This is a genomic window from Marinobacter sp. LQ44 (assembly GCF_001447155.2).
GTDB lineage: Bacteria > Pseudomonadota > Gammaproteobacteria > Pseudomonadales > Oleiphilaceae > Marinobacter.
Genome location: NZ_CP014754.1, coordinates 3910683 through 3936968, shown reverse-complemented (window position 1 = coordinate 3936968; position 26286 = coordinate 3910683). Strand labels below are relative to the sequence as shown.

Genomic DNA, 26286 nt, shown 5'->3' with positions numbered 1-26286 from the left:
GAAGCGTGAGTTTACCAGAAATGAACCCGATAGGACTCGACAAACCCGCCGGTGCCCACTATTTTTCAGAAAGGCCACTCCGACTGTGCGGGGAGGGATTCCGAAAGCAGAATCACACTTTTGGCTGATCAACACTTGCCAGACTGTCGCTATAGTCAAAGCTACAGAAATTGGCTCAAGTGCTGGCTACAATTTCAGACAACGAACGAATTCATAAAAGCAGAACAGGCAAAAGCACGGAATTCAGGGGCCGACCGGTTCCGTCTACGCCGGATATAACGACACAACAACAGGAAAAGGTTCCACCCATGTTCAAGAAAACTCTAATAAGTCTTGCCGTGGCTTCTTCCCTTGGGTTGACTGGCTGCTTCGATAGCGCCGGCGATGGGGGTAATGCGAATCCCAATTACAAAATTAACAACCCAGCATTCACTGGAAAGACCTGGCCAGTGTTCAACCCTCTTACAAGCGAACTGCCTGTGCCATCTGATCTTCAGTTCGCACAGGGGCCGGGAGCGGATGGAACGCTAAATGGCTCTGCAGAGAACCCGATCACCAATGCACTGGACTTCATGGACGGCTCTTCAACTACCGCCCAGTTCGATATCGCCTTGTCCGGTTCTATTGACCCTGATTCAATAAACTTTACGCCTGTGTTGCAGGGAGAGGGCGGAGCACCAGTTCCGAATCCGCAACAGAACGTTTTTCTTCTCTCTCTGGACTTTCCCGGCCGTGACTCATTGCTGAACAGCGGCGCGCATTACACTGCGCTGATCGAAAAACTGGTTAAAAATAATGAGATTCCTGCTCCGGAGCGGACGTCATTCCCTGGTGAAACACCCACATTTGACATCGGCCTCGCCTTTCAGGCAGCCCAGGCCAACCCCGGTGCCGAAACCGTTGGCGCGGTATTCGATTTCAATAATGAATTCCGGGCTGAAGTTGTATCTTTGAACGGCGGCACGGATAACGTACTTCGCATCACTCCACTGCGACCGCTTGATCCGAAGAAGAAGTATCTGGTTGTTGTGACCGATGAGATCAAAGATAACGCTGGTGATCGCATTGTTGGTTCACCGTCTTATCAAAACATCAGCAACCCAGATGAGCCGCTTGGAAACTCCGCTCTGGCACCCGTCCGTGGCGCCATTCAGGGCTGGGAGCGACTGGCATCTGGCTACTTTAGCGCTCTGACCAATAATAGCCGTGCAGCTGCCGGCCTACCGCCATTAACAGCGGACAACATTGCCCTGTCGCTGACCTTTACTACTGGCGGAACTGAGGATGTTCTGGAAGCTGCAACGTCTCCAGCACAGTTCTTCTATAAGAATTCAATTGTGTCCACTCGCCAGGAAGCCATTGCACGCTACCTTGCTGAGAATGCTGACGCTTTTGAACAGCTGTCTCCAACACAGCAGTATGGAACGCTGGCGCAGGTCGCCGGCCAGGCTCAACAGGATGCAGAAGAAGCAACTCCCTCGCTGAAACAGATCGCGGCTGGAACGGCAGCCAACCTTGCAGGCAATGGAGCGGACTTTATCAATCCTGCGCCGAGAACTATCACGCCGTTCGAGCCTACCCGAGTCCCTTCGCAGGCAGTGCTCGGCGAATCTGCGAACTCCGGCACAATATTCCAGGCGGGCATTGAACTGCCGTACTATCTGCCGGTTCCCACCGAGACAGATCCCTCTAACCTGAGCGCGACCTGGAAAGCTTCAACCACCGTCGGCACTCTGATAGACGCCTCACAAGGGAATGATGCGGGAACCACTCCTCCATCCGACAAAGTCACCTATCGTTATCCGTTCGCTGGGCAGGTGACCACCGTCAATGCACCTGTACTCGTCTCGGTTCCTGATCCCGACGCACAAGTTCCCGGGCAGCCAGAAGGCGTGACATGTGGTTTGGCCAAACCATGGGACGTGGTGGTTTATCAACACGGAATTTTTGGAAATCGCTCCCACAGCTTGGCACTGGGCAACCAACTGGGCAGCCAATGCTTCGTAACCGTAGCAATTGACCTACCGCATCACGGTATCGCACCCAAGCTGGCAACAGGTGAGCTTGACCCATCCCTGGGATTAAGTGTCGACAAGGTTCTTGTGGATGGAGAGTTTGTAGACAGCCCTCTGCCAATGAGCGAAAGGCACTTTGGTTGGGGGCAGACATCTACCGGAGCACCTGCTCGCATGCAGTATTCGACGAACGTTGAAGAAGCGCTAGGGTCTTCCGCTCAATTTTTCCTTAACCTGGCGAACCTGCCCGCCGCACGTGACAATAACAGACAAGGCGTTGTCGATCTGCTTAACTTGAATGCCAGTCTGGTAAACCTGAACGCTATTGACCTAGATAACTTTGATGGCGATAACGATCCTTCGACTCAGGCCATAGCTGATGTTGATGTACAAGCCGACGGCTCGGGCGGTTCAAACGTCTACTTTGTGGGCCACTCACTGGGAGGTATTCTCGGCACATCGCTCGTAACGCTCGTTAACGGTGCTGCTACAGACGAAACGATCGGTAATGGCAATATCGTCCAGTTCACCGCCGCTGCATTCGTAACGCCTGGCGCAGGAATAGCCAAACTCCTTGAGAACTCTCCGTCGATTGGCTCAAGAGTACTGGCGGGACTCGCTCAATCAGGCCTCACGCAGGGGACCAGCAACCTGGAACTCTTCTTCAACGTGTCTCAGGCGTCATTGGACAGTGTTGAGCCGCACAACTTCGCTGCATCTCTTTTGAACAGTGGCACTCAGGTGTACTTGAACGAGATATACGGTGATGGTGCAGATCGTGCAACTCAGGACCAGACCATCCCTGTAGCTGCAGACGTGGCCTATGCCGGCACCTACACTGCCCCGCTAGGAATGGCTTTGCCGGCACCGCTGGCTGGCACGGAGCCGTTAATCATGCAGCTTGAGGCAGCGACTATCACTGGCGATGGAGCCACTGAGGCTGGCGCGAACGTTGTTCGCTTTGAGGCTGGCACTCACACCACCATCATCCGCCCGACGGATGCTGCGGGGACAGCCGTGTTTGCTGACATGGCAACCAACATCATCTCCTTCTTTGCAAATGATGGTGGAGCGATCGGCTTTAACAATGGCAGCTTCGTAAAACAGAACGACCCAACTCCAGCGAATCCATGATTGATCGCTTAGGGTAATAAAAAACCCCGGACATGTTCCGGGGTTTCAGATTGCTGACGAACCCCGGTTTTTCCGGGGTTCGTTGCGTTTGGATGCTGTTAAATTCCGTTGGCGGTGGATTGAGTCCAATAATCCCGACCGGATTCCCAGCACTCCAGATCGGCCAGTTTTTGGGCCCATTTCCGGATTGGCCTCTGTAACCCAGGTATACCAAGGGATTTGAGCCATAAAAGACGCGCCAGGATCTGCGCGATCTTCTTCATATTCTGGGCAGCGGCGGCCAACAGGCACTGTTCACGCACTTTCGAGAGCCCTCGCAATCGAGCGTAACGATGACCATGCAACTGTTTGGCATCGGCGAACGACCGCTCCACGGTTTCCTGTCGTCGTTTGTAGAGCGCCTTGCCCCACGGGGTTAACCGGTAACTATCTGTTCGGTCTTTGCTGTCCTGCCAGACATGCCGGGTAAGCACTTTGACGTGGTTGGCGCTGCGCGTACATTGACTTAATAGTGGGCAGTCTTTGCAGTGAGCCGGATTGGACTTGTACTCACGGTAGCCCAGCCGATTGGTCGTGGCGTAGATCAGTTGCTGACCTTGCGGGCAGCGATACGTATTCGTTTCAGCGTCATAGGTGAAGGCCCGCTTTGGGAGATAGCCCTTTGGCTTGTTTGGTCGCCGGTAACCCATGACCCCATAGATGCCCCGGTCTTCCAGGCCCTTGCAGATACCTGCCGTGTAGTAACCCGCATCCAGGCCCACACCCCAGACATCGAAGCCAAATCGCTCACATTGTCGATCGAGCCGGTCGAGGTAGGGGCGGCTGTCGTGCAGGTTGGCCGGCGTGGCGTAGCTGTCGGTGATGATGGCGTTGCGGCCATCGACGGTGCGGTGATCAAGGTAGAAGAAGCCCTTGGGCTTGCCTTCCCGAACCATATAGCCACTGTCCGGATCGGTACGGCTGATCTTGGTGTCTTTGGTCTTGGCTGGCTGCTCGGACAGCTTCGTTTTCAAGGGCTTTTTGCCCTGGGCTTTGCGATCGCCTTCGATGGCATCTTCCAGGCTGTTCAGGTAGGCCGCCACCTTCTCCTCCGCCTGTTTCAGATCGTACTTGTTCTTGTTGGCGTTGGCCTTGAGGTGCGTGCTGTCGGTGTACAACACTTCGCCGCCCACGAGGCCATAGCCCATGGCTTGGAGCACGATCTCATCAAAGATGTCCTGATAGATGGTACTGTCCTGGAAACGCCGCCGGCGGTTCTGGCTCAGAGTAGAGGCGTCCGGAATCTTGTCGGTCAGGTTGAAGCGCAAGAACCAACGATACGCCACGTTAACCTGTATCTCCCGCACCAGTTGACGCTCACTGCGAATGCCGAACAGATAGCCCAGAAACAGCATCTTGAACAGCACCACCGGATCGAGTGCCGGCCGGCCATTGTTCGAGCAGTACAAATGTCGAACCCGGTCACGAATAAATTCGAAATCGATGTACTGATCAATATTGCGGAGAAGGTGGTTGTCGGGGACCAGCGATTCGAGACTGACCATCTCGAGTTCGTGTTGTTGCGGGGACGGCTCTTTGAGCATGGGGCAGCCTCTGAAAAGTCGATACCCCAATTACAACAAACCCCCGCCGAAATGGCGAGGGTTTGTCAGCAGTCTGAAACCCCGGACATGTTCCGGGGTTTTTTATTTTCATTTAATTCGCGATAAAAAGCTTCACACGTTGCTAGCGACGCCCGCTTCCGCTAGCGTCCCGCCCATGGCGTAGGACCTAACTTGACGGGAACTCCAAGTTGTTGCTGACTACAACCATCCCCCCGATCCCTCTCAACCACCATCCGCCGAGCCTTAATCTGCGGATGCTCCGCCGCCTCCTCGATCGTCAGCACCGGCTCCACACAGGCATCCACCTCCGCGAAAACCGCTCGCCACTCGGCAAAAGTCTTCGCCGCAATCTTCTCTTTAATAGCTGCCTTCAACTTCTGCTGATGTTCAGGGTTCTGACTCAGCGCAAAGCTCTTCATCTCGCTGAGTCCGAGTGTGTCACATAACCGTGCGGAGAACTGCGGTTCCAGGCTCCCGACAGACAACCACCGGCCATCGCTGGTCTGGTAGTAATCGTAGAAGGTGCCGCCGTTGAGCATTCCACCCTCCGGCTTCTGGGGCTGGCCGCCGGCCAGGGCGGCGGCACCGGCCATGGCGTTGAGGGCGAAGGCGGCGTCGGTCATGCTGATATCGATGAAGGCTCCCTGCCCGGTTTGCTGGCGCTGAATGACCGCAGCGAGAATGCCCATCACCGCGTGGTGAGAGCCGCCGGCGACGTCGGCAATCTGGATCCCCATGGGAGGCGGGCCGCTGTCGGCGCGGCCGCAGTGGCTGGCGACGCCGGAGATGGCCAGGTAGTTGATGTCGTGGCCGGCGCGGTCTTTGTAGGGGCCGGTCTGGCCGTAGCCGGTGATGGCACAGTAAATCAGATTCGGGTTAATGGCTTTGAGGGTTTCATAGCCAATGCCCAGCCGGTCCATCACGCCCGGGCGGAATTGCTCCACAACGATGTCATAGTCTTTGACCAGCTCTTTTACCTTCTCCACGCTCTCGGGCTGTTTCAGGTTGAGCTGGAGTGTCTGTTTGCCACGGCTGAGATATGAAAAGGTGGTGCTGAATTTGCCATCAAACGGGGGCATTACCTTGGCCAGGTCTACCCTGTCCGGCGCTTCCACACGCAGCACTTCCGCGCCCATGTCGGCGAGCATCATGGTGGCGTAGGGGCCGGGTAACAGGGTGCTGAAATCGAGTATTTTCAGGGTGTTCAGTGGGCCTGCCATGGTCGTCTCCATTGGTTGATCTGAGGTATTGTGAGTACTGTGGCTCATGCTGCCGGGTTTTGCAGAGGGGGCCAACTGCCGGTTCCTTCATTCCCATTGGCAGAATCTTCCATCTTTCGCGAAATCAGATGGTTGCATTGTCCCTCGGGGCACTTATGATGAACATCGTTTCCATCAATGGCACCGGTTATGTCTACCCTTACGGTTTCAAAGCATTTTGTTGAAGCATCCCTCTCCGGCGCGGAGCGCCTGGGGCTAGATAGCCGTGCACTGCTGCAGGAGGCCGGCATTTCGCCGGATTTGCTGCGCATAGACATGGCCCGGGTAAGCAGCGACCAGTTCAGCGGGCTGATGCAGGCGATCTGGAACCGCACCGGTGACGAGTTTATGGGCATGGGGCCGCGTAAGGCCCGCACAGGCACCTTTGCCACCATGTGCGCCCTGGTGATTAACTGCCAGACGCTGGAAGAAGTCTACGAGCAGGCGTTCCGGTTCTCCCGCCTGTTTGAGCCCATGGTGAGCATGGAACTGGAAATTAACGAGGACAACGCCCGGCTGGTAGCCCGTATCGAGGGCGAGATTCACGACCCAAGCTATTTCCTGCGCGAGAGCATCCTGGTGATCTGGCACCGCCTGGGCAGCTGGCTGATTGGCCAGCCGGTGGAGCTGGAGAAGGCCGAATTCAGCTACCCAAGGCCCGAGCATGGCGATGAGTACCGCCATATCTTCCATTGCCCACTGACATTTGACTCCGACTGCACCGCCCTCACCTTCAGCAAGCGCTTTCTCTCCGCCCCGGTGATCCGGGACAAGCCGGAGATGCGCCAGTTTCTGAAAACCTCGCCGGCAGATCTGTTATCCCGGCCGGACGAAAGCAACACCTGGACGGGCCGAATCCGGGGGTTGATTGGCCGGGATTTTTCCAAGCCCATGCCGGATTTTGACTGGATTGCCCAGGAGCTTCACACCAGCCCGCAAACGCTCAGGCGGCGGCTGAAGCAGGAAAATACGTCGTTCCAGGAGATCAAGGATCTGTTGCGGCGGGATATGGCCATTTACTATCTGAGCCATCAGGAGTTGCCGATCAACGATATTGCCGAGCGGGTGGGCTTTACGGAGCCTTCAACGTTTCACCGGGCCTTCAAGAAGTGGACCGGCGTCACCCCGGGCGCCTGGCGGGAGGGCGAACGGGGTGACCTGGCCGAATAACGGCCAGGGCCTTGCAATCAGTGCGGATCAGGAGCCGGAACTGCCCTGCTGCAGGTTACGAATCAGCCGGCCCAGGGTCAGGGCAATCTCGTTCACCTGGTTGCGGTTCTGGGCCAGCTGGAACAGCCGGGAGCCATCCCTGGGATCGTAAATCCAGCAGGCACCCACAGCGGGCTCACAGTCCCATCGGGGCTGCGGGTTTACGCCAAATACCGGCAGTGAGACAGACTTCCGGACAGTTGTATCATCAGTGTTCCGGGTGATCTCCTGAATGTTCAGGTTACCGTTGGCAACGCTCACCCGGTACCGGATGTCTGCTGGCCGGTCCAACCGCACCACCGTTTTGTCCCTACGCCAGCCGGCGGTTTCCAAGAGGGCATTGAGATGGATGGTCAACGCCTCCCGGTCTGAGTCGGCCAGGTACAGCTGTCGCAGGCTTTTCAGCTCCTGGCCGCCCGCAGGTTCGATGATGGCCACGGGCTCTTTGGCTTCGCCATTGCCGTTGGCCAGCGCCCGTACGTTGGCGCGATTTTCTTTCTCAATATCGGTGATCAGCTTCAGTGACTGCTGGTAGTGCTGCCCATCCACTCCAGCCCTGCTCACATAAGCTTCCAGGGCCGCCCGTGCCTCGTTGAGGTGGCCGGCCTGCAACATTGCTCGGCCACGGTAGTAGAAATAATCCGCCGGCTTTTCGGTTTCCATCTTCTGCAGACGGTTCAGGTATTCGCTCGCCTCACCCCAGCGCTCTGCCGCAACGGCCTCTTCGGTGGCCAGCATCAGGCGACGGATCTCATGCTCCGGTGCCAACGACTGCCCGTGGGCAGAAACCGCTGCCAGCGAGGCCACCATTGCCAGGCCTGCCATGAATGACCGTCCACCGGCCAGGCTTAAAATTCTGGGTGACAACATACCGCTACTCCTGATTGCCATTTGTGCCTTCTTCCGCCACCTCGGGTGCGTCGCTACCTGCGTCTGTAGGCGCGCCAAGCTCGGTATGCTTCGGCTCGCCGGAATCGGCATCTTCGTCATCCGCATCCACCTCGGCCTGTTCCACAATGGCCTTGGGCAGTTCCTTCTTTACCCGAACCCCAAGTTCCACAAACCGGTTGGCCTGGGAGATCAGATTACCACGGCCGCGAGTCAGCGTATTCATGGCGTTATCGTAGGTGCCCTGAGCCGTGTGCAGCTGGGTGCCCAAACGCTCCATAGCCTCCACAAACACCCGAAGTTTGTCGTAAACGGCGCCAGCCCGGTCAGCAATCCGCCGGGCATTCTGGCTTTGCCGCTCGTAACGCCAGATATTTTCAATCGTCCTGAGGGTCGCCAGCAGGGTGGTGGGAGTCACCACAATAATCTTTCGCTCGAAGGCTTCTGCGAACAGGTTCTCGTCTTGCTGGAATGCTGCCACAAAGGCCGGCTCGATTGGCATGAACAGCAGCACGAAATCCGGAGAATGCAGGCCATTAAGCTGGCTGTAGTCTTTCTCACTGAGGCTTCGGATATGGCTGCGCACCGCCTCTACGTGTTGTTTGAGGGCTTCGTCACGGGCGCTGTCTTCCTCGGCCACTACCCACTGCTGGTATGCCAGCAGTGATACTTTCGAATCCACCACCAGGTTGCGTTGGTCCGGCAGATGTACGATGACATCGGGGCGCAGTAACTGGTTGTCTTCGTCCCGGTAGCTGCCCTGGGTTTCGTATTCCACGCCTTTGCGCAAGCCTGAGCGTTCCAACACTCGCTCAAGAATCAATTCCCCCCAGTTGCCCTGTACTTTCTTGTCACCTTTGAGGGCGCGAGTCAGGTTGGCGGCTTCCTCGGTAATCTGGCGGTTCAGATCCTGCAGCGATTTGATTTCGCTTCGCAGGGCCTGGCGGTCCCGGGTTTCGGTGGTGTATACATCCTCAACCCGTTTGCGGAAGTCCTGGAGCTGGTCCCGGAACGGATTGAGCAGGGAATCCAGGCTGGTCTTCGACTGCTGACTGAAGCGCTCACTTTTCTGGTCAAAGATGCGGTTGGCCAGGTTCTCAAACTCCTGTTTGAGAGCGTCGCGGTTTTTCTCAAGCAACTCCATTTTTTCCGCTGCCGAGCGGCGCTCTTTGTCCAGCGTCACCTGTTGCTCCCGGAGCTCCACTTTCAGCTGGTTGAACTCATCGCTCAGGCTCTCAGCCCGCAGCCGGAGATCCCGGTTCTCCTGCTCCAACTGGCTTAACCGGTCCCGGCGACTGGCCAACTCCGAATCTGCAGAGGCCAATCGGTTTTCCAGACCGGTGGCTTTCTGGCGCCAGGTCTCGAGACTGTTATCCCGCTCCAGCAGGGTTTGCCGCTGCTGTTCTATCTGCTGTTCCAGATGGCTTACCTGTTGATGGTGTAACGCCTGAGCCTGATCCGATTCGCGCAACCGGGCATCCTGATCAGACAGTTCCTGTGCCTTCAGATCCAGCGCAGCACGAACTTTGCGCACCGTCAAAGCGGCCCAGACCAGCCCAGCAAACAAGGCGACGCACGCCACCACAAGCGTGATAATCCAGCCGGCCAGCCATTCGGGGCGTGATTCCATGAGATTGGTCAAGGCATCGACCACAACGAAAAACTCCTTTTGCAGCGTAATAAAACAAAAGATTTGCGATGCTTAGCGTGTGCTGAGCAGTCTACCCCATGCGCGGAACTTTTTTCCCGTTAAACCCTCATTACCTTCGTCGATTTCAATTCCGCCCTCGACTGATTGGCATTTTCGGAAAGTGACAGAATCCGGTTCTTTACGGCCAACGTAAATTGCTCTACAAGGATTAAAAGGATCTCTCAACGGCGCAGGGTTCCGACACCAGGAGCGCGCCAAGGCAGGAACAGCACATGCTCAAGGCATTCTGGAGAAAACTGGGTGTAGATACCATGCCGGCAAAAGGCGCGGGATGCATTGATGACGAATTTTGCACCTCAGATGAGCACTCGGGGCGCGAATCTGTACGGGTGTTGCCGCACATCACCCACACCGGCGAATTTCACCTTGAGCGCCTGACCCAACTTCTCAACTCTCGCTATGGCCAGTCAGTGCCCACAAATGAACACAGTGCTGTGAGCGATCAGACGCTGAAAGACATCGTAGGCTTTGCCACCCGCATTCAGGATCAGGATATCCAGCGCGAACTGTTGCTGTTCTATCTGAATTGCTCCCCGGTGATCCAGGAATTTCTCCGTTCTGAAACTGCCCTCGGCCGGGAACAGCTGATTTCACCCTAAGTCGATTTTCAAGGCCTTAACCAACTGTAAAGTATTCACACAGGTCACGTGTAGTATACTTTGGCGCCTGATTCAGAAACACATTCACAGGCTGCATTCATAATCGGTCGCAGAAACCGCTTCCGCAGCCAGCTCAGGGGAAATCAATGGGTTACAGGTTCTTCCAGCCTCGGCGCTTCCTGATGTTCGTTATTCCAACCATGGCGCTTGTGATCACCGGCTGCTCGGCAGATCGTTACTTCATGGTCCCCAAACATAACATGGAAGACCTGAGAACATCGGTACAAACCCAGAGAGCCACGCAGGTGACGATGGAAAACAACGCCACCGTGCGGCATGAGCAACTCCTCCACAAAAGCGACGCTGCCACACAAACCATTCTCGATGCCATCGCCACCCAGGTTGAAAGGCCCGTTTGCCCGCCGGCCGCAGCACCGGTTTGCCCTGCAGTTGCAGAGAACCAGGGGCGCGCCGACAGGCTCAAAGGCAAAGTGATTGTGGGGGAAATAGAGAAGTTTTACCTGGCCGGCCCTGGGCTCATCTACACCGCACGCATTGACAGTGGTGCAGAGACATCCTCGATTCACGCACGTAACGTCAAGCGTTTCGAGCGGGATGGCAGCAACTGGGTACGCTTTGAGGTACCCGTGCCCGGTGCGGACGGCGAATGGGTCACCATGGAGCGGGAGATATCGCGCCGTGTTCGGGTCATTCAGGCCAGTGCCGAAGAAGCCGAACGGCGCGTGGTGGTGGAGCTCCAGTTTGCCATCGGCGACCACCAGCAAGTGGCCGAGTTTACCCTGGCCGACAGGACTAACCTGACCTACGAGGTACTGATTGGCCGGAACGTTTTGCGGGATGTCATGCTCATTGACGTGGGTAAGGAATACGCCACGGAACTTCCTGACTCCTACCGCAGGCAAGCCGTTAACGGAGATGACTCATGACCGTCCGCTCCAGAGCGCCGTTCTACGCCTTTGTTCTGCTGCTGATCGCCGCCGGCATTTCCATTGCCACCTGGCGACACATCGAGCTTGGTGTCCCCTGGATGACGGGCGAGCAAAGGCCAGTCTGGATGATCGAAGCCCGGGTGGACTTTGTCGGCCAGGATGAGGCGGCACAGATAAGCCTGCACATTCCCGAGCAACCGCCGGGGTTCAGCATTCTCACCGAACAAGCAGCGTCCCCGGGCTATGGTTTCTCCATTATCGAAACCTCTGGCAGCCGGCGCGCCGAGTGGACCAAGCGGGATGTCTCCGGCCCCCAGACACTCTATTTCAAAGCCCAGTTTGTGCCTGATGACAGTGCCGGGGAATCCGCGCGGTCACGAAAACCGAGGCCAACCCCCACCTTTTGGGAAGAACCCCAGGCTACCGCAGTCCGCGAAGTACTGCGTCAGGCTAACGAACGCTCCAGCTCTCCGGAAAGCCTGACACGGGAGCTAATCCGGCTGCTTCAGCCTGACAGCCGAACCCAGAACACCACCCTGCTGGTGGCTGACGACAACTACCTGCAACTGCTGGTTCGAATGCTGAATCATGCTGGCATCCCAGCCCGTACCGCCGACGCACTCAAACTGGAAGATGCCCGCCGCCGTCAGCAATTGATGCAGTTCCTGCAGATACATAACGGTGACCGCTGGCTCACCTTTGACCCAAGAACCGCCGAACAGGGGGTACCGGAAAACCTGCTGCTGTGGCGCCAGGGGTCGGAGTCGCTGCTTGATGTGGTGGGCGGCGACAACTCCCAGGTAAGCTTCTCCATGCTCCGGCAGACAGTGCCCGCACTTCAGCTGGCCACCCTGGAAGCCAACAAGAACGGCCTCGGCGTGCTGGGGTTCTACCAACTCCCGATCGAAGAGCAAAGCATGTTCCGGATGCTGCTGTTACTGCCCATCGGGGCTCTGATCGTGGCCTTTATGCGGATTGTCATCGGGGTTCGCACCTCCGGAACCTTCATGCCCGTGTTGATTGCCGTGGCGTTTGTTCAGACCACCCTGGTGCCCGGACTGATCGCTTTCCTGTCGGTCGTCGCTATTGGCCTGCTGTTACGAGGCTACCTCTCCAGCCTCAACCTGCTTCTGGTTTCACGAATATCTGCGCTGATTATCCTGGTGATCTTCATCACTGCCGGACTTAGCATTATCGGCTACCAGATGGGCTTCAACACCGGAATGACAGTGACCTTCTTCCCGATGGTGATCATTGCCTGGACCATTGAGAGGATGTCCATCCTCTGGGAAGAGGAAGGCGCCCGCGAGGTGATGGTACAAGGCAGCGGCAGCCTGTTTGTCGCTATTTGTGCCTATCTGGCCATGAACACGTCGCTGGCCGGGCACCTGACATTCAACTTCCCGGAACTGCACCTGGTGGTGCTGGGATTGATCCTGCTGATGGGGCAATACACCGGCTACAAGCTGAGCGAGTTAAGGCGCTTTACCCCCATGAAGGCCTACGACTGATATGGACTGGATTTCCCCCAGAAAACTCAGAAAGCTTGGCATCCTGAACATGAACCGGCGCAATGTGGACTACATTGCCCGGTATAATGAACGGGCGTCTTACCCACTGGTGGATAACAAGCTCAAAACCAAACTTGCTGTCAGCGAGTACGGTGTCAAAACGCCGGAGTTGTTGCAGGTTGTCCGCCGGCAACACGAAATTTCCCATTTCCGAGAGATGGCCGAAGGGCTTGCGGGATTCGCGATCAAACCCGCCAAGGGCTCCGGTGGCAAGGGCATTACGGTGATCACCGGTCGAGACGGCGACCATTACATAAAAGCTTCTGGCGCTCGCATATCCGTTGCCATGCTCGAACGCCACCTTACCAACATTCTGGCTGGCCTCTATTCCCTGGCGGGAACCCCAGACGTCGCCATTGTGGAAGATCTGGTGCAATCCACCCCCTCCCTCGCCAGGTATTCGTTCCAGGGAGTCCCGGATATACGCATCATCATCTTCCAGGGGTATCCGGTGATGGCCATGCTGAGGCTGGCCACCAAGGATTCTGACGGTAAAGCAAACCTGCACCAGGGTGCTGTTGGTGTTGGCCTGGATGTTGGCACCGGCCGAAGTCTCAACGCGGTGCAGTTCAATCGCCCTATCAAACTCCATCCCGACACCGGCCTGGCGCTGGAGAACATCCAGATTGACAGCTGGGAAGACATGCTGGAAATGGCCTCTCGATGCTACGAGGCCACAGGATTAGGCTATATGGGCGTAGACCTGGTGGTAGACGCCTACAAAGGCCCCTTGCTGTTGGAATTGAATGCCCGCCCCGGCCTGGCCATACAGATGGCTAACGGGGAAGGGTTGTTACCCAGGCTGAGAAACATTGAGGCCCTGAAGCGCCCCCATTTCAGCCCCAGGGAGCGTGTTCAGTACGCGATGGGAGCTTTCGGGAAATTCTGACCGGCGGCTGGCCACAAAAAAACCGGAGCACCAGGCTCCGGTTTTTTTGTAACTGCATGGGCTTCCCTGTTAGAGCAATTCACCCCGCTGCAGCAGCAACTTCCGCTCATGGGTAAGGCCTTTCAGCAGGCCCCAAGTCATGATCAGCAGCACCACCGTGAACGGCAGACCAGCGCTGATGGCCACGGCCTGAATGGCCCCCAGGGCATCATCACCACCGCCGAAGATCAGCGCAGCAGCAATCGCGCCTTCCATGACTACCCAGAACACACGCTGTGCGGTGGGCGCATCGGTCTTGCCACCAGCAGTAATGCTATCGATAACCAGCGAGCCGGAATCCGATGAGGTCACGAAGAACACCAGCACCAGAACAATACCCACAAAGGAAATGATCCCAGTCAGTGGCAGGTTCGCAAACATCTGGAAAGTCGCCAGCGAGACTTCTGTCAGGCCGTCCTCTGCCAGTGCTCCCATGCCCTGCTGAATCTGCTCCAGGGCCGCGCCACCAAACCCACTCATCCACACGGTGGTAATCAGGGTCGGGATAATCAGTACTGCAGTCACGAATTCACGCACTGTGCGGCCCTTGGACACCCGGGCGATAAACATCCCGACGAACGGTGACCAGGAAATCCACCAGGCCCAATAGAATACGGTCCAGCCTTGCAGCCAGGCCTGGTCATCGCGACCAAACGGGTTACTCAGGGGCACCACGTTCGCCACGTAGGTGGATGAGGTAATCCAGATGGTTTCCACGATGGCCAGCGTCGGGCCGGCAAAAATCACAAAGAACAGCAGCACACCCGCGGTGACCATGTTGATGTTACTGAGCACCTTGACGCCGCCGTCCAGACCGCGAAGCACCGAAATCAGTGCCAAGGCCGTTACACCAACGATGATAGCCATCTGCACATTGATACCGGAGCCCATGCCAAACAGGTAGTCCAGCCCAGAAGCCGCCTGCTGCGCACCGAAGCCCAGAGAAGTTGCCAAACCAAAGATAGTCGCTACAACCGCCAGCACATCGATGATATGACCGGGCCAACCCCAGACTTTATCCTTCAGGAGTGGGAAAAAGGCCGAGCGAATCGTCAATGGCATGTTCTTGTTGAAGGCGAAAAATGCCAGCGATAAGGCAACCACCGCATAGATAGCCCATGGATGCAGGCCCCAGTGGTAAAGGGTCGCGCCCATAGCCATGTCACGGGCTTCGGCCGAGTTCGCCTCAACATTGAATGGCGTCTCGTACCAGCCTGTATAGTAAGCAACCGGCTCCGCCACAGCCCAGAACATCAAGCCGATGCCCATGCCAGCGGCGAACAGCATGGCGAACCATGACAGGGTCGAGAACTCAGGTTTTGCGTCTTGCCCGCCTAGCCGTATTTTGCCCACGGGCATGAAGATCAGGACCAGGCAAACCACCACAAAGATGTTGGCACTGATCAGGAAGAACCAGTCAAAGGACCCGATAATGTCCCACTTCATGCCGTCCAACGTTTCCTTGGCGGCTGTCGGGAACATCAGGGTTGCTATGACAAACAGCACAACAATGACTGATGTGACCGGGAATACCCAGTTATGGAGGTCTAGTCCAAACGGTCTTATGTTGTCCTGGCCTGCGACGTAATCCGTCTGATATTCGTCTTTCACTACCTCGCCCACGTTGGCGCCTCCTGGTCTGGTGTGACGATTGAATATTCGTTCGGGTTCATTAGCTGTGAATCTATCTTCATAGATTACAAGCTGGTCATCTTATTATTTTGAGCTCAAAACATCAAAAGTTGATATGGGTCATTACTGCATATTCAAGCATAGACCAGATTCTCTAACCCGAAAGCAGGTGCATGCATCGTATCAAACCCCTTCGCCAGGAAATCTGTAACCTACACTGCCAAAACAGTCACAACAGGCCGCAGATGATGCCAGGGCGTTCAACCTGGCCAGCCATAGGTCCGACACGATGTCTTCGAGCCACCGGAATTTATCCTGAAACTGAGAGAGACAAAGCTGAGGTAACCCATCGAAGAAAATCACCCACCCCTGTTTATTTTTACTGTGGGCTGGTGTAGACTTCGCTCCCGCTAAGCCACTGAGATAAACCTCTTTTCTTGGTGGGCAGCAGTTTACGGGGCGTAGCGCAGCTTGGTAGCGCACTTGCATGGGGTGCAAGGGGTCGTAGGTTCAAATCCTACCGTCCCGACCAGAATTCCCTACACAAAACCCGGGCCGAAAGGTCCGGGTTTTGTTGTTTCTGGCTCATCAATTCTGACAACGTTATGTGCCAACCTGAACTGTCAAGGAATCCTTGACAACTGACTAGAACTGCAAGCCGGTGGTTATCATTACTGCGGCGGCGCCCAGAAACGAAAGCTCCGAGGATACATACTGCCCTCGAACCCCCACCGCAGGAATAATAGCGGGCGCTACCCCAAGGTGGTTCAGTGGAATCTTGTCCCGATATTCGCCCCGATAGCCGTGCATCAGCCCACCGGTCACCTTGGCAAACACTGGCCCCGGCCCGAAATCAAAGTATCGGCCTGTGAAGACATACGCCGAGCGCTGACTGAAGGAATTCAGAAAACTTGCGCCTCCAACGACCCAGTCATTCTCGCGGGTGTACTCCAGGCCCACCAGTTTCTGGTCGTTGTTGTGCTCCGGCTTGGGGTTATGATGGGAGGTGAACACACTGGTCTGCAGCAACCAGCGAGTCTCATTGGCGTACGCGGCACTGGCTGCGAAAACCGAAATCAAGAAAATCAGTAGTCTGGTCACGGAATAGCCCCTCATCTCTGCAGGCTGAATGGTAACCACCCGAGTACCGAAGTTCAATTTGCAATGGATTACGGCTTGAACAGCTTTCGCCCTATGGGTAGCGCGGCGGCGATGGCAACACCGGAGGCGCCGAACGCCAGGGCGAAACCGCCCAACTCCAGCAGAAGGCCAAACATCAGCGGTGCCAGAAAGTGGATGGCGCGGTTGGCCATCAGTCGCATTCCCAGCGCACCGGAGCGCTTGGCACGGTCAACCGACTCCGCAAGAATAACCATGGACAAAGGCTGGGTAAGTCCTGAGCCGATACCGACCAGCACTGCGAGCAGTCCCATGACGACAACCTGCTCCGTTGCACCCAGAAACGCGATCCCCGCAGACACAGTGACCAGTGACAAAAACACCGTATTCACACGGCCGCCGGCGAGCTGGATGATCGACGCCATGAACGGACGAATCACCATGGACACAACCGCTCTGAGGCTCACCAGTACCCCGATTATCACAGGGCTGATTGCAAGGCTCTCCAGATAAACCGGAAGGTAACTGCCGTAAACACCCAGGGCAAACATGCCCAACACGGTCACCAGAACCGACAGCTGTACGCCGCGATTGGATTGCATTAAAGCCCACTGGGCCCGGAACCCTGCCTGCTTTCGAGTAACCTGAATGCGTTCAGTGGCCTGACCGGTCAACCACAAACCAACCAGGCCGGCTACCAGCGCAAACGCCGCCATCACCAAAAACACGTAGGCGGTTCCGCTGGCGTTCAGCAACAGTCCTGCCAGCAGTGGGCCGATCACCTGCCCACCGGAGAGCCAGGTGGAATACCAACCAAAGTATTTCTCAAGCCGCGGGCCGGTTCCGAGATTGGCGATGATCGTTTGTGCCGCCAGAACCATCTGCAGGTGCGCCAGGCCAACCAAAAGCTGCCCCAGGACCAACCCTCCAAAACCAGGCCAGAAATGCATGGCCAAAAGCCCCGCCACCATCAGGCTGGCACCGGTTATCAGTGTTGCCCGACCGCCAAAACGGCTGACTACCCCACCCAGCGGAATAGCCAGGGCCAGAGGTAACAGATACTGGGCACTCAGGACGGCACCAAGCACCAGGGGAGAGGCGCCCAGCTGCAGGCCGTAGACCGGTACCACGACGATCAGCATGGAGTAGACCACGAAACAGAGCGTCAGCGACAGGCAGACTGCGAAGAAGGTTTGAGTGGCTTCGGCTTCGGCGGTCTGTTTTGGTGCGGGCGTGTTCAATGGTGTTCCGGTAATGGGTGAAGTGAACTCAGGAGTGGGTATGGTAGCTTGGGAATGGGGAGCTGACTATGGGGTCTGGCTACGGGGTCTGGCTACGGGGACTGACCCCAAGCGCACCAGGTATCAGGGTTGGGAGATGGGCCGAGGTAAAAGTGGGTCAGTCCCCATACGGGGTCTGTCCCCGAACGGGGACTGACCCCAAACGCACCAGGTATCGGGGTTTGGAGATGGGCCGAGGTAAAAGGGGGTCAGTCCCCATGCGGGGACAGACCCTTGGGGACAGACCCTTGCAGACCCTATTCGGCAGAGGCGATCAGGCTGGCGTTGCCGCCGGCGGCGGTGGTGTCTATGCACAGGTGCCGTTCGATCACGTAGCGCTGGTCCAGTTTGTGCTCGGTGATGATGGGCAGCAACGCACCATCGCGCCGGGCGAGGGCCTGGCGATATTGCTTGAGCAGAGGCTTTTCGGCCACGCTGGTAATGGCGGCATAGCCCTCAAGCTGGGTCAGTGCGTCCGGGGCGATCATGCCGTCGGCGGCCACCACCGGCAAGCCGGCTTTGATGGCATCCGCCAGGGCTTTTTCGGCACCAGGTGCAATCACAACCACCTTGTTACCCTGTGACAACGCAGTGCCAGCCTGCTCTACCGCAGATTCCGCATCCGGCCCCAGGCACAGAATGGTGCCACGGGCATGGCAGGATAGGTGGTTTTGTTCGCCTGTAGGCCCGGGCATCTCTTCATAGCCAAGATCCAACGGCGCCGGCACGGTCTTGAACCAGGGGCGCAGGGCTTCTTTTCGGCGATCCGCCGCCGGTACCTCGACCTTTTCCAGCTTGTCGATCAGCTTCTGCACCTTGTCAGCCCCGAGTACCTTGTTGCTGGACTCAGACCGCTTGTGGGCCACCTCCGCTCTCAGGAAGCGCCGCACGTACTGCGGGCCGCCGGCCTTCGGGCCAGTGCCAGACAAGCCCTCGCCACCAAACGGCTGAGAGCCCACGATGGCGCCAATCTGGTTCCGGTTAACGTAGGTGTTGCCGACCTTGATGCGGCTGGCAATATGCTCAATGCGGCTGTCTACCCGGCTGTGGATACCAAAGGTCAGGCCATAGCCCTTGGCGTTCACCGCATCCACTACCTTGTCGATGTCTTTGGCTTCGAACGTAGCCACGTGCAGAACCGGACCAAAGATTTCCTCTTCCAGTTCCTCAATGCCACTCACCTGCAGCACCGCCGGGGAAACGAACAGGCCTTTCTCGGGCACCTTGATCTTCTTCAGCAGCTTGCCTTGCTGCTCGAACTTCTGGCAATGATCGTTGATTTTCTTGCGGGCATTCTCATCGATCACCGGGCCAACGTCCGTAGACAGCAGCCAGGGGTCGCCAATGCCCAGCTCTTCCATGGCGCCATAGAGCATTTCCAGCAGGTTGTCGGCGATGTCTTTCTGCACGTACAACATACGCAGAGCAGAACAGCGCTGGCCAGCGCTCTGGAATGACGACGCCAGAACGTCCCGAACCACTTGCTCGGGCAACGCGGTGGAATCCACGATCATGGCATTCAGGCCACCGGTTTCCGCCACCAGCGGCGCGTCCGGCTCCATGTGCTCGGCCATGGCTTTGTTGATACGTTGGGCGGTCAGGGTGGAACCGGTGAAGCAAACGCCATTCACCCTGGCGTCGGAGGTCAGGCCAGCACCCACAGTGGCGCCGGTGCCCGGCAGCAACTGGATAGCTGCCTTCGGAATGCCCGCCTGGTGCATCAGCTCAACAGCTCGTACCGCCAGCAGTGAGGTCTGCTCCGCCGGCTTGGCGACGACCGCATTGCCTGCCGCCAGGTTCGCCAGGATCTGGCCAGTAAAGATCGCCAGTGGGAAGTTCCAGGGGGATATACAACAAACCACGCCAAGGGCCTCACCCGCGTCTTTGTAACGGACACCTTCGTTGGCGTAGAACATCGCGAAATCCACCGCTTCACGAATCTCCGCCACCGCGTCCAGCAGGGATTTACCAGCTTCCCGGGTGGTCAGTGCAAAGAGCTCGTGTGCGTTCTCTTCATACAGGTCACCTACCTTGCGGACCATCTCGGCGCGATCCTCTGCAGACAGCGCCGACCACTGCTTGAAGCCGTCCCGGGCTGCGTCCAGGGCAGCAGACACGTCCGCCTCGGAGGCGTAGGTGATGTGGCCGACCAGATCATCCGGGTTGGCCGGATTGCGCACTTCCACCACCTCATCACTGGAGGGCTCAACCGCGAGCACGGGGCCACCCTGCCATTGATGGCTCTTGTAACGATTACGGCCCTCGTCGATTTCCTCAACGGTTACCGGGTCGGTGATATCCCAACCTTTGGAGTTACGGCGTTGCTCACCAAAGAGCTTCGACGGATGCACAATCACCTTGCTGGACAGGTTGTGCCCCAGAGCCTTCACCACATCAATCGGGTCTTTGGCAATCTCTTCCGGAGTGATACTGGTGTCCACAATCTGGTTCACGAAAGAGCTGTTGGCACCGTTCTCAAGCAGGCGGCGCACCAGGTACGCCAACAGATCTTTATGGGCACCAACGGGAGCATAGATCCGACAAGGTACACCACTGTCTTCAAGTACCTGGTCGTGCAGGGATTCACCCATGCCGTGTAGCCGCTGGAACTCAAACTTGTCTCGACCCAGGCCTTCTGCCAACTCCAGCACCGCAGAGACGGAATGGGCGTTGTGGGTGGCAAACTGGGGGTAAATCCGGTCGGTCATGTCCAGTAGCTGCTTGGTACAGGCCAGGTACGACACGTCACTGCAGGCCTTGCGGGTAAACACCGGGAAGTCTGACAACCCCATCACCTGGGCCCGTTTGATCTCGGCATCCCAATAGGCACCTTTCACCAACCGCACCATGATCCGCCGGTCCAGTTTCTCAGACAATGCATAGAGCCAATCCAGTGTCTGGGAGGCTCGCTTGGCAAAGGCCTGAACCACCACGCCAAAACCATCCCAGCCTTTCAGTGACGGCTCCGAGAGAATCGCTTCGATCACATCGAGGGACAGATCAAGCCGGTCCTGCTCTTCCGCGTCAATATTGAAGCCCATGTTGGCCGCTGCGGCCTTCTGGGCCAGTTTCAGGGCCCGGGGCATCAACTCGTTCATCACCCGCTCTTTGTTACCGTACTCATAGCGGGCCAGCAGTGCGGACAGCTTTACCGAAATACCCGGATTGGTGCGCACATCGCCTTCGCAGCGCTTGCTGATGCTATCAATCGCATCGGAGTACGCCTGGTAGTAACGCTGGGCGTCGGCATCGGTGCGGGCAGCCTCGCCCAGCATGTCATAGGAATAGGTGTAGCCTCTTGCTTCCTGGGCCTTGCCGCGCTCCTGCGCTTCTTCGATATCCCGGCCCAGCACGAACTGTCGGCCCATTTCTTTCATGGCCTGCCCAGCCACGGTACGAACCACCGGCTCGCCCAGTCGCTTGACCAGCTTGCGCAAGGTATCCCCCACGCTCTGGCGCTCGGAGTCCTTCAACAGGTTGCTGGTCATCAACAGCGCCAGGGTGGCGGAATTGATCAGGCCGGATTTGGCCTTGCCCACGTGGGCACCCCAGTTACCGGATGTAATCTTGTCTTCGATCAGGTCATGGATAGTCAGGTTATCCGGCACCCGCAACAGCGCTTCCGCCAGACACATCAAAGCCACACCTTCTTTGGTGGTCAGCCCATACTCGGACAGGAACTTTTCCATAATGGTTGGGCGGGCGCTGCTGCGGACGCTGCGCACCAGGTCGGCGGCCCGAGCGGAGATAGCCACCCGGGCGTCATCGGAGAGCTGTGCATCAGCAATCAATCGATGAATAACCTCATACTCATCCGCCAGGTAGTTGGCACGGATGGCCTTGCGAATGTTATGAAGCTCTGGCGTCATGGATTGCTGTGGACTCATGGGGGATGCCCTCCTGCTTATTGGAATACTGTCCGCATTTTAACGAAGCCGCTATATACTATTTACCTATTCAGACCGGAATTGGTTTACCTTTTCCCTTTTTTAGGCTCAAATTACGAATCTATTACCCCTAATTCAGGCCAATAACAGGAATTATTACCTGGGCATAAAAACCAGATCGACTTTCTAAAAGGATAGCAGCCATGGCGGATCTCGACAGGATTGACCTCTCGATCATCCGGGAACTACAGAAGAACGGCCGCATAACCGTGACAGACCTTGCCTCCCGGGTAGGCCTCTCCAAGACCCCTTGCCAGATCCGTATGCGGCGACTGGAGGAGCAGGGCTACATCACCGGGTACAGCGCCATGGTGAACCAGACCAAGCTTGGCTTGTCGCACGTAGCTTTTGCCCAGGTCACCCTGAGTGACACCAGCAGCAAGGCGCTGGCGGCGTTCAACACGGCGGTTCGGCAAATCTCTGCAGTTGAGCAATGCCATATGATGGCTGCCAACTTCGACTACCTTCTTAAAGTCAGAACCAAAAACATGGCCGAGTACCGGCAAGTGCTTGGCGAACAGATCTCCAGCCTGCCCCATGTGCTGCAGACCAGCACTTTTGTAGTAATGGAAAGCGTTAAAGACCGCGGCCTGTGAGGAACAACGATGAACACTCTTGACCAGGCCACCGCCCAACGGATCGTGGACCGGGCCATGCCCGTCATTGGCCACTCGGTGAACGTGATGACACCGGAAGGCATCATCATTGCTTCTGGCGACTCACGGCGGGTGGGAGAAATGCACGAAGGAGCCAGAACCGTCGCCAGGACCGGAACCCCCCTGGTGGTAGATGAGGCCCAAGCGGGCGAATACCCGGGGGTCAGGCCCGGGGTCAACCTGCCCGTAGTGATGTCCGGATCGGTGGTAGCCGTTGTCGGCATTTCCGGCACCCCTGATAAAGTAACGCCCTACGCCGACCTGCTGCGAATTACCGCAGAACTGATTCTGGAGCAGGCGGCGCTGATCGAGGTGACTCGTCACCGCCGGAACCAGATACAGAACACCCTTCAGGCCCTGCTCGACGGTGAACTGGTTCCCGAGGACTGGCCACAACAAATCGGTCTGGACCTTCACAAGCCAAGAATTGCGGTTGTACTGGCGGCGAATAAGCCGACCTTACCCTGGCCACCCGATATGGCTACTTTGTCCAGAGACCTCGAACGCACCGAGCCCGAGGCACTGGTGTTACTTACCCGACAGCGATATCTCGCCTTCTTCTTTACCGAACGCCCGGCGGCAGAGGCCTTGAATGCGGCCTTGGGCCGCATCCCTGCAACGAGCCGGAATTCAGTGTCTGCCGCTACCGGCACGGTATTTCACAGCAATTTGAAAGCCTGTTATGAGTCTGCCGAAGCTACCCTGAAAGCAGGTAACCAACGCCAGCCCTCGGGTGGGCACTTCTCATTTCAGGATTTTCCACTGGCAGCACTCTGGCAAAGTCTGAGCCCCGGTTGGCAGCAACTCCAGCTTAACCAGGCCATTCGCCCCCTGCTGGCCCACCCGCGCCGGGAGCAATACCTCAAAACCCTGAGAACCTTTATAGAGGCAGACGGAGACATTCAACGCTGCGCGAGCCAGCTGCACCTACACCGGAACTCCGTTCGCTACCGGCTCAAGGGCATTGAAACCCTGACCGGCTGGTCCCCTTTTCGGCTGGAAGACCTGCTGTTTCTGTACATGGCTATGGAAAACCGCTGACCAAAATTGTGCACCTGCACAGTTTAGCCGCACAAAAATAGAGCATCTTAGGGCAAATGCATAACGAACAATTGGCAATCAGCTTTTACACTTAGCACCACAAGACCGACCAAAAGAGTCGGATAAAAACAGAGCCTTTCTGGAGATTGCCAATGCATCTGGTGCTGATTCTGGTCGCAGTCATAATTTTTATTGTGTTCGCCACCAGCCGACTGAAACTGAACCCCTTTATTACCCTGCTGCTGGCGTCTTTCCTGGCCGCATTCGCTTTTGGCCTGCCGCTGTCTGAAATAGAAACCACCATCCGCGCCGGCTTTGGAAACATTCTGGGCTACATCGGCCTGGTGATTGTTCTGGGCACCATTATAGGGGTTATTCTGGAGCGCACGGGGGCCGCAATTGTGATGGCGGAAACCATCATTAAACTGCTGGGCCAGAAGTTCCCCACGCTCACGATGTCTCTAGTAGGTTTTATCGTATCGATACCGGTGTTCTGCGATTCAGGCTATGTCATTCTCAACAGCCTCAAACGCTCCATGGCCCGCACCCTGAGCGTATCCCCGGTCGCCATGACCGTTGCCCTGTCCACCGGCCTGTTTGCCACCCACACCCTGGTACCGCCCACACCTGGCCCTATTGCCGCCGCCGGCAATCTTGGATTGGAGAACAATCTTGGCCTGGTCATAGGTATTGGCCTGATCTTCGCCATCATCGCAGCGCTGGCCGGTTTGTTCTGGGCTTCCCGCTGCAAGAATATGACCAGCACCGAGCTGGAACAGGCTGAAGAGGCCTTTGAAGAAGCGCGCCAACACTATGGCGAACTACCCTCTGCCGGTAAGGCATTCGCTCCCATCTTTGTGCCTATTCTGTTGATCTGCGTAGGTTCGGTCGCCAGTTACCCTACCGCTCCGCTCGGTGACGGACTGCTCTACGAGAGTCTGAATTTCCTGGGCAAACCGCTTAATGCCCTGCTGATTGGCCTTGGCTTTGCCCTTACCCTGCTGCAAGGCAAGGGCAAACTGGACGAGTTCGGCCGCCACACCAGCAAAGGTCTTGAAGTTGCGGCACCGATCATTCTGATTACCGGTGCCGGTGGTGCCTTCGGTGCGGTTCTGGCCGCCACCCCCCTGGGCGACTACCTGGGTGATACGCTGTCCACTCTTGGCCTCGGCGTTCTGATGCCATTCATTGTGGCAGCCGCTCTGAAGTCGGCCCAGGGCTCCTCAACCGTCGCACTGGTCACCGCGTCTGCACTGGTTGCGCCATTGCTGCCCCAACTGGGTCTGGATTCCGACATGGGCCGGGTACTGACGGTCATGGCCGTTGGCGCAGGCGCCATGACCGTGTCCCATGCCAACGACAGTTACTTCTGGGTCGTGTCCCAGTTCAGCAAGATGACCGTCGCTACGGCGTACAAGTCCCACACGACGGCAACACTGATCATGGGCCTTGTGACCATTGCCGCCGTGTGGCTCACTTCTCTCGCGGTACTTTGATATGCGGATTGTGATTGCTCCGGACTCCTTCAAGGAATGCCTGGCCGCCGAACAGGTGGCCCAGGCGATTGCCCGGGGCTGGCGACAGGCAGCCCCGGATGACCAGCTTGTGACGGTGCCGCTGGCCGATGGCGGTGAAGGCACCACCCGGGCTCTGACGGAGGCGCGCCGGGGGCAGCTTCACACGGTTAAGGTCACCGGGCCTATGGGTGAACTCGTCTCAGCTCACTACGGTCTGGTTAATGATGGCGAGATTGCCATTGTTGAGGTCGCCGAGGCCAGCGGGCTGCACTGCGTGCCGGCCCGCAGCCGAAATGCCGCCACTGCATCCAGCATTGGCACCGGTGAGCTGATACTGGCTGCCCTTGAGCACAAACCCAAAACCCTGATCATGGGCCTGGGCGGCAGCGCCACCACCGATGGTGGCGCTGGCATATTGCAAGCCCTCGGGGCGCGCCTTCTGGATGACGGTGGCCACCCCATACCGCGCGGCGGTGCCGGCCTTGCAGAACTGGCCAGCCTGGACCTGGCCCCTGCTCTGGAGCGATTGGCCGGGGTAAAGCTGGTTGTGGCCTGCGACGTCAACAACCCTCTGTTGGGGCCGAATGGCGCGGCAGCGGTGTTCGGGCCGCAGAAAGGCGCTGACTCCCGGCAAGTGGTGGAGCTGGATCGCAATCTGGGGCACTTTGCCCGCCTGGTGGAACAGCAAGGAATGGATATTGCCAGTTTTCCGGGCAGTGGCGCAGCGGGTGGAATCGGCGGCATGGTCGCGGGTATTCTGGGGGCGGAACTGCGCCCGGGTATAGAGCTGGTGATGGAAACCGTGGAGCTGGAAAGCCATCTGGCCCAAGCGGACCTGGTGATCACTGCCGAAGGGGCGATTGACTCCCAGAGCGCCTACGGCAAAACCCCTGCCGGCGTTGCTTCGCTGGCAAAAAAATACGGTGTTCCGGTGATTGGCCTGGCAGGGAAACTGGGCGACGAACTGGCCGAACTGCATAGACTAGGCCTGTCAGCCGCATTTTCCATCACGCCCGCGCCGATACCACTACAAGAAGCCTACAGCGGAGCCGAGAAAAACCTTGCTCAGGCGGCCGAACAGCTGGCCAGGCTTGTGCACAGTTTACCTGGCAGGGATTAGCCTGCCTTTATGCCCAAACCTCCAGAAGCCCTAGCCAGAAAGGATAAAGGCCGGAGTGGGCACGCCACTCCGGCCTTTCATCAACGGCTTACACTGTGTTCCCCGA

Annotated in this window: 18 protein-coding genes and 1 tRNA gene; 11 read left to right on the top strand and 8 right to left on the bottom strand. The window is 57.3% G+C overall.

Translation table 11 applies throughout. The annotated features are described in order from the left end of the window. Positions 1 to 308 precede the first annotated feature (308 nt). Complete coding sequence (locus ASQ50_RS18000) at positions 309 to 3149, top strand: hypothetical protein (protein WP_058091822.1); 2841 nt, start codon at positions 309 to 311, stop codon at positions 3147 to 3149. Positions 3150 to 3247: 98 nt separating this feature from the next. Here ASQ50_RS18000 and ASQ50_RS17995 read toward each other — a convergent pair whose 3' ends face one another. Further along, positions 3248 to 4732: an IS1182 family transposase gene (locus tag ASQ50_RS17995; RefSeq protein ID WP_076657258.1), complete on the bottom strand. Its 1485-nt coding sequence runs from the start codon at positions 4730 to 4732 to the stop codon at positions 3248 to 3250. Between the two features lie 161 nt (positions 4733 to 4893). Then, a complete protein-coding gene (locus tag ASQ50_RS17990) occupies positions 4894 to 5973 on the bottom strand; it encodes a CaiB/BaiF CoA transferase family protein (protein WP_058093146.1) in 1080 nt (359 codons plus the stop codon). Positions 5974 to 6162: 189 nt separating this feature from the next. Here ASQ50_RS17990 and ASQ50_RS17985 point away from each other — a divergent pair, with 189 nt between their 5' ends. Further along, complete coding sequence (locus ASQ50_RS17985; RefSeq protein WP_058093145.1) at positions 6163 to 7182, top strand: AraC family transcriptional regulator; 1020 nt, start codon at positions 6163 to 6165, stop codon at positions 7180 to 7182. A 27-nt stretch (positions 7183 to 7209) separates the two neighbouring features. Here the strand turns inward: ASQ50_RS17985 and ASQ50_RS17980 are convergent, their stop codons facing one another. Then, positions 7210 to 8046: a hypothetical protein gene (locus ASQ50_RS17980; RefSeq protein WP_197492700.1), complete on the bottom strand. Its 837-nt coding sequence runs from the start codon at positions 8044 to 8046 to the stop codon at positions 7210 to 7212. 49 nt (positions 8047 to 8095) lie between these two features. Beyond that, a complete protein-coding gene (gene rmuC / locus ASQ50_RS17975; RefSeq protein WP_264754058.1) occupies positions 8096 to 9739 on the bottom strand; it encodes a DNA recombination protein RmuC in 1644 nt (547 codons plus the stop codon). Between the two features lie 293 nt (positions 9740 to 10032). Between rmuC and ASQ50_RS17970 the strand changes: the two genes are divergently transcribed. The 4 genes from ASQ50_RS17970 to ASQ50_RS17955 all read left to right on the top strand — a co-directional run bounded on the left by ASQ50_RS17970 (position 10033) and on the right by ASQ50_RS17955 (position 13829). After that, positions 10033 to 10419: a hypothetical protein gene (locus ASQ50_RS17970; protein ID WP_058093143.1), complete on the top strand. Its 387-nt coding sequence runs from the start codon at positions 10033 to 10035 to the stop codon at positions 10417 to 10419. 182 nt (positions 10420 to 10601) lie between these two features. Beyond that, positions 10602 to 11366, top strand: a complete 765-nt coding sequence (locus tag ASQ50_RS17965; RefSeq protein WP_412535734.1) for an ATP-dependent zinc protease — start codon at positions 10602 to 10604, stop codon at positions 11364 to 11366. Then, positions 11363 to 12880: an inactive transglutaminase family protein gene (locus ASQ50_RS17960; RefSeq protein ID WP_058093141.1), complete on the top strand. Its 1518-nt coding sequence runs from the start codon at positions 11363 to 11365 to the stop codon at positions 12878 to 12880. Before ASQ50_RS17965 ends, ASQ50_RS17960 begins: the two co-directional genes overlap by 4 nt. 1 nt (position 12881) lies before the next feature. Continuing rightward, positions 12882 to 13829 (top strand): alpha-L-glutamate ligase-like protein, encoded by a 948-nt coding sequence (locus ASQ50_RS17955; RefSeq protein WP_058093140.1) that lies wholly within the window; start codon positions 12882 to 12884, stop codon positions 13827 to 13829. Between the two features lie 69 nt (positions 13830 to 13898). On the opposite strand, the gene ASQ50_RS17950 is transcribed toward ASQ50_RS17955, so the two are convergent. After that, positions 13899 to 15491, bottom strand: a complete 1593-nt coding sequence (locus ASQ50_RS17950) for a BCCT family transporter (RefSeq protein WP_058093139.1) — start codon at positions 15489 to 15491, stop codon at positions 13899 to 13901. Between the two features lie 464 nt (positions 15492 to 15955). On the opposite strand from ASQ50_RS17950, the gene ASQ50_RS17945 reads away from it, so the two are divergent. Next, positions 15956 to 16032 (top strand) — tRNA-Pro (locus ASQ50_RS17945). A 113-nt stretch (positions 16033 to 16145) separates the two neighbouring features. On the opposite strand, the gene ASQ50_RS17940 is transcribed toward ASQ50_RS17945, so the two are convergent. From ASQ50_RS17940 to putA, 3 genes are all read right to left on the bottom strand, one after another. Beyond that, the gene (locus ASQ50_RS17940) at positions 16146 to 16601 is read right to left on the bottom strand and encodes a sn-glycerol-3-phosphate transporter (protein WP_156510036.1); all 456 of its coding nucleotides are present in this window, start codon (positions 16599 to 16601) and stop codon (positions 16146 to 16148) included. 68 nt (positions 16602 to 16669) lie between these two features. Continuing rightward, entirely contained in the window at positions 16670 to 17860 is a 1191-nt protein-coding gene (locus ASQ50_RS17935) for an MFS transporter (protein ID WP_076657256.1), read from the bottom strand. A 296-nt stretch (positions 17861 to 18156) separates the two neighbouring features. Further along, positions 18157 to 21786, bottom strand: coding sequence for a bifunctional proline dehydrogenase/L-glutamate gamma-semialdehyde dehydrogenase PutA (gene putA / locus ASQ50_RS17930; protein ID WP_058093138.1), 3630 nt, complete (start codon positions 21784 to 21786; stop codon positions 18157 to 18159). Between the two features lie 203 nt (positions 21787 to 21989). On the opposite strand from putA, the gene ASQ50_RS17925 reads away from it, so the two are divergent. The 4 genes from ASQ50_RS17925 to ASQ50_RS17910 all read left to right on the top strand — a co-directional run bounded on the left by ASQ50_RS17925 (position 21990) and on the right by ASQ50_RS17910 (position 26180). Further along, positions 21990 to 22442 (top strand): winged helix-turn-helix transcriptional regulator, encoded by a 453-nt coding sequence (locus tag ASQ50_RS17925; RefSeq protein ID WP_058093137.1) that lies wholly within the window; start codon positions 21990 to 21992, stop codon positions 22440 to 22442. Positions 22443 to 22451: 9 nt separating this feature from the next. Further along, positions 22452 to 23543: a CdaR family transcriptional regulator gene (locus ASQ50_RS17920; protein ID WP_058093136.1), complete on the top strand. Its 1092-nt coding sequence runs from the start codon at positions 22452 to 22454 to the stop codon at positions 23541 to 23543. A gap of 152 nt (positions 23544 to 23695) precedes the next feature. Then, positions 23696 to 25039: a GntP family permease gene (locus ASQ50_RS17915; RefSeq protein ID WP_058093135.1), complete on the top strand. Its 1344-nt coding sequence runs from the start codon at positions 23696 to 23698 to the stop codon at positions 25037 to 25039. Between the two features lies 1 nt (position 25040). Next, a complete protein-coding gene (locus ASQ50_RS17910) occupies positions 25041 to 26180 on the top strand; it encodes a glycerate kinase (protein ID WP_058093134.1) in 1140 nt (379 codons plus the stop codon). The last annotated feature ends 106 nt before the right edge of the window (positions 26181 to 26286 follow it).

Coding starts and splice junctions, on each gene's coding strand:
- ASQ50_RS18000 (WP_058091822.1), top strand. CDS start 309: ATGTTCAAGAAAACTCTAATAAGTCTTGCCGTGGCTTCTTCCCTTGGG.
- ASQ50_RS17995 (WP_076657258.1), bottom strand. CDS start 4,732: ATGCTCAAAGAGCCGTCCCCGCAACAACACGAACTCGAGATGGTCAGT.
- ASQ50_RS17990 (WP_058093146.1), bottom strand. CDS start 5,973: ATGGCAGGCCCACTGAACACCCTGAAAATACTCGATTTCAGCACCCTG.
- ASQ50_RS17985 (WP_058093145.1), top strand. CDS start 6,163: ATGTCTACCCTTACGGTTTCAAAGCATTTTGTTGAAGCATCCCTCTCC.
- ASQ50_RS17980 (WP_197492700.1), bottom strand. CDS start 8,046: ATGGCAGGCCTGGCAATGGTGGCCTCGCTGGCAGCGGTTTCTGCCCAC.
- rmuC (WP_264754058.1), bottom strand. CDS start 9,739: ATGGAATCACGCCCCGAATGGCTGGCCGGCTGGATTATCACGCTTGTG.
- ASQ50_RS17970 (WP_058093143.1), top strand. CDS start 10,033: ATGCTCAAGGCATTCTGGAGAAAACTGGGTGTAGATACCATGCCGGCA.
- ASQ50_RS17965 (WP_412535734.1), top strand. CDS start 10,602: ATGTTCGTTATTCCAACCATGGCGCTTGTGATCACCGGCTGCTCGGCA.
- ASQ50_RS17960 (WP_058093141.1), top strand. CDS start 11,363: ATGACCGTCCGCTCCAGAGCGCCGTTCTACGCCTTTGTTCTGCTGCTG.
- ASQ50_RS17955 (WP_058093140.1), top strand. CDS start 12,882: ATGGACTGGATTTCCCCCAGAAAACTCAGAAAGCTTGGCATCCTGAAC.
- putA (WP_058093138.1), bottom strand. CDS start 21,786: ATGAGTCCACAGCAATCCATGACGCCAGAGCTTCATAACATTCGCAAG.
- ASQ50_RS17925 (WP_058093137.1), top strand. CDS start 21,990: ATGGCGGATCTCGACAGGATTGACCTCTCGATCATCCGGGAACTACAG.
- ASQ50_RS17920 (WP_058093136.1), top strand. CDS start 22,452: ATGAACACTCTTGACCAGGCCACCGCCCAACGGATCGTGGACCGGGCC.
- ASQ50_RS17915 (WP_058093135.1), top strand. CDS start 23,696: ATGCATCTGGTGCTGATTCTGGTCGCAGTCATAATTTTTATTGTGTTC.
- ASQ50_RS17910 (WP_058093134.1), top strand. CDS start 25,041: ATGCGGATTGTGATTGCTCCGGACTCCTTCAAGGAATGCCTGGCCGCC.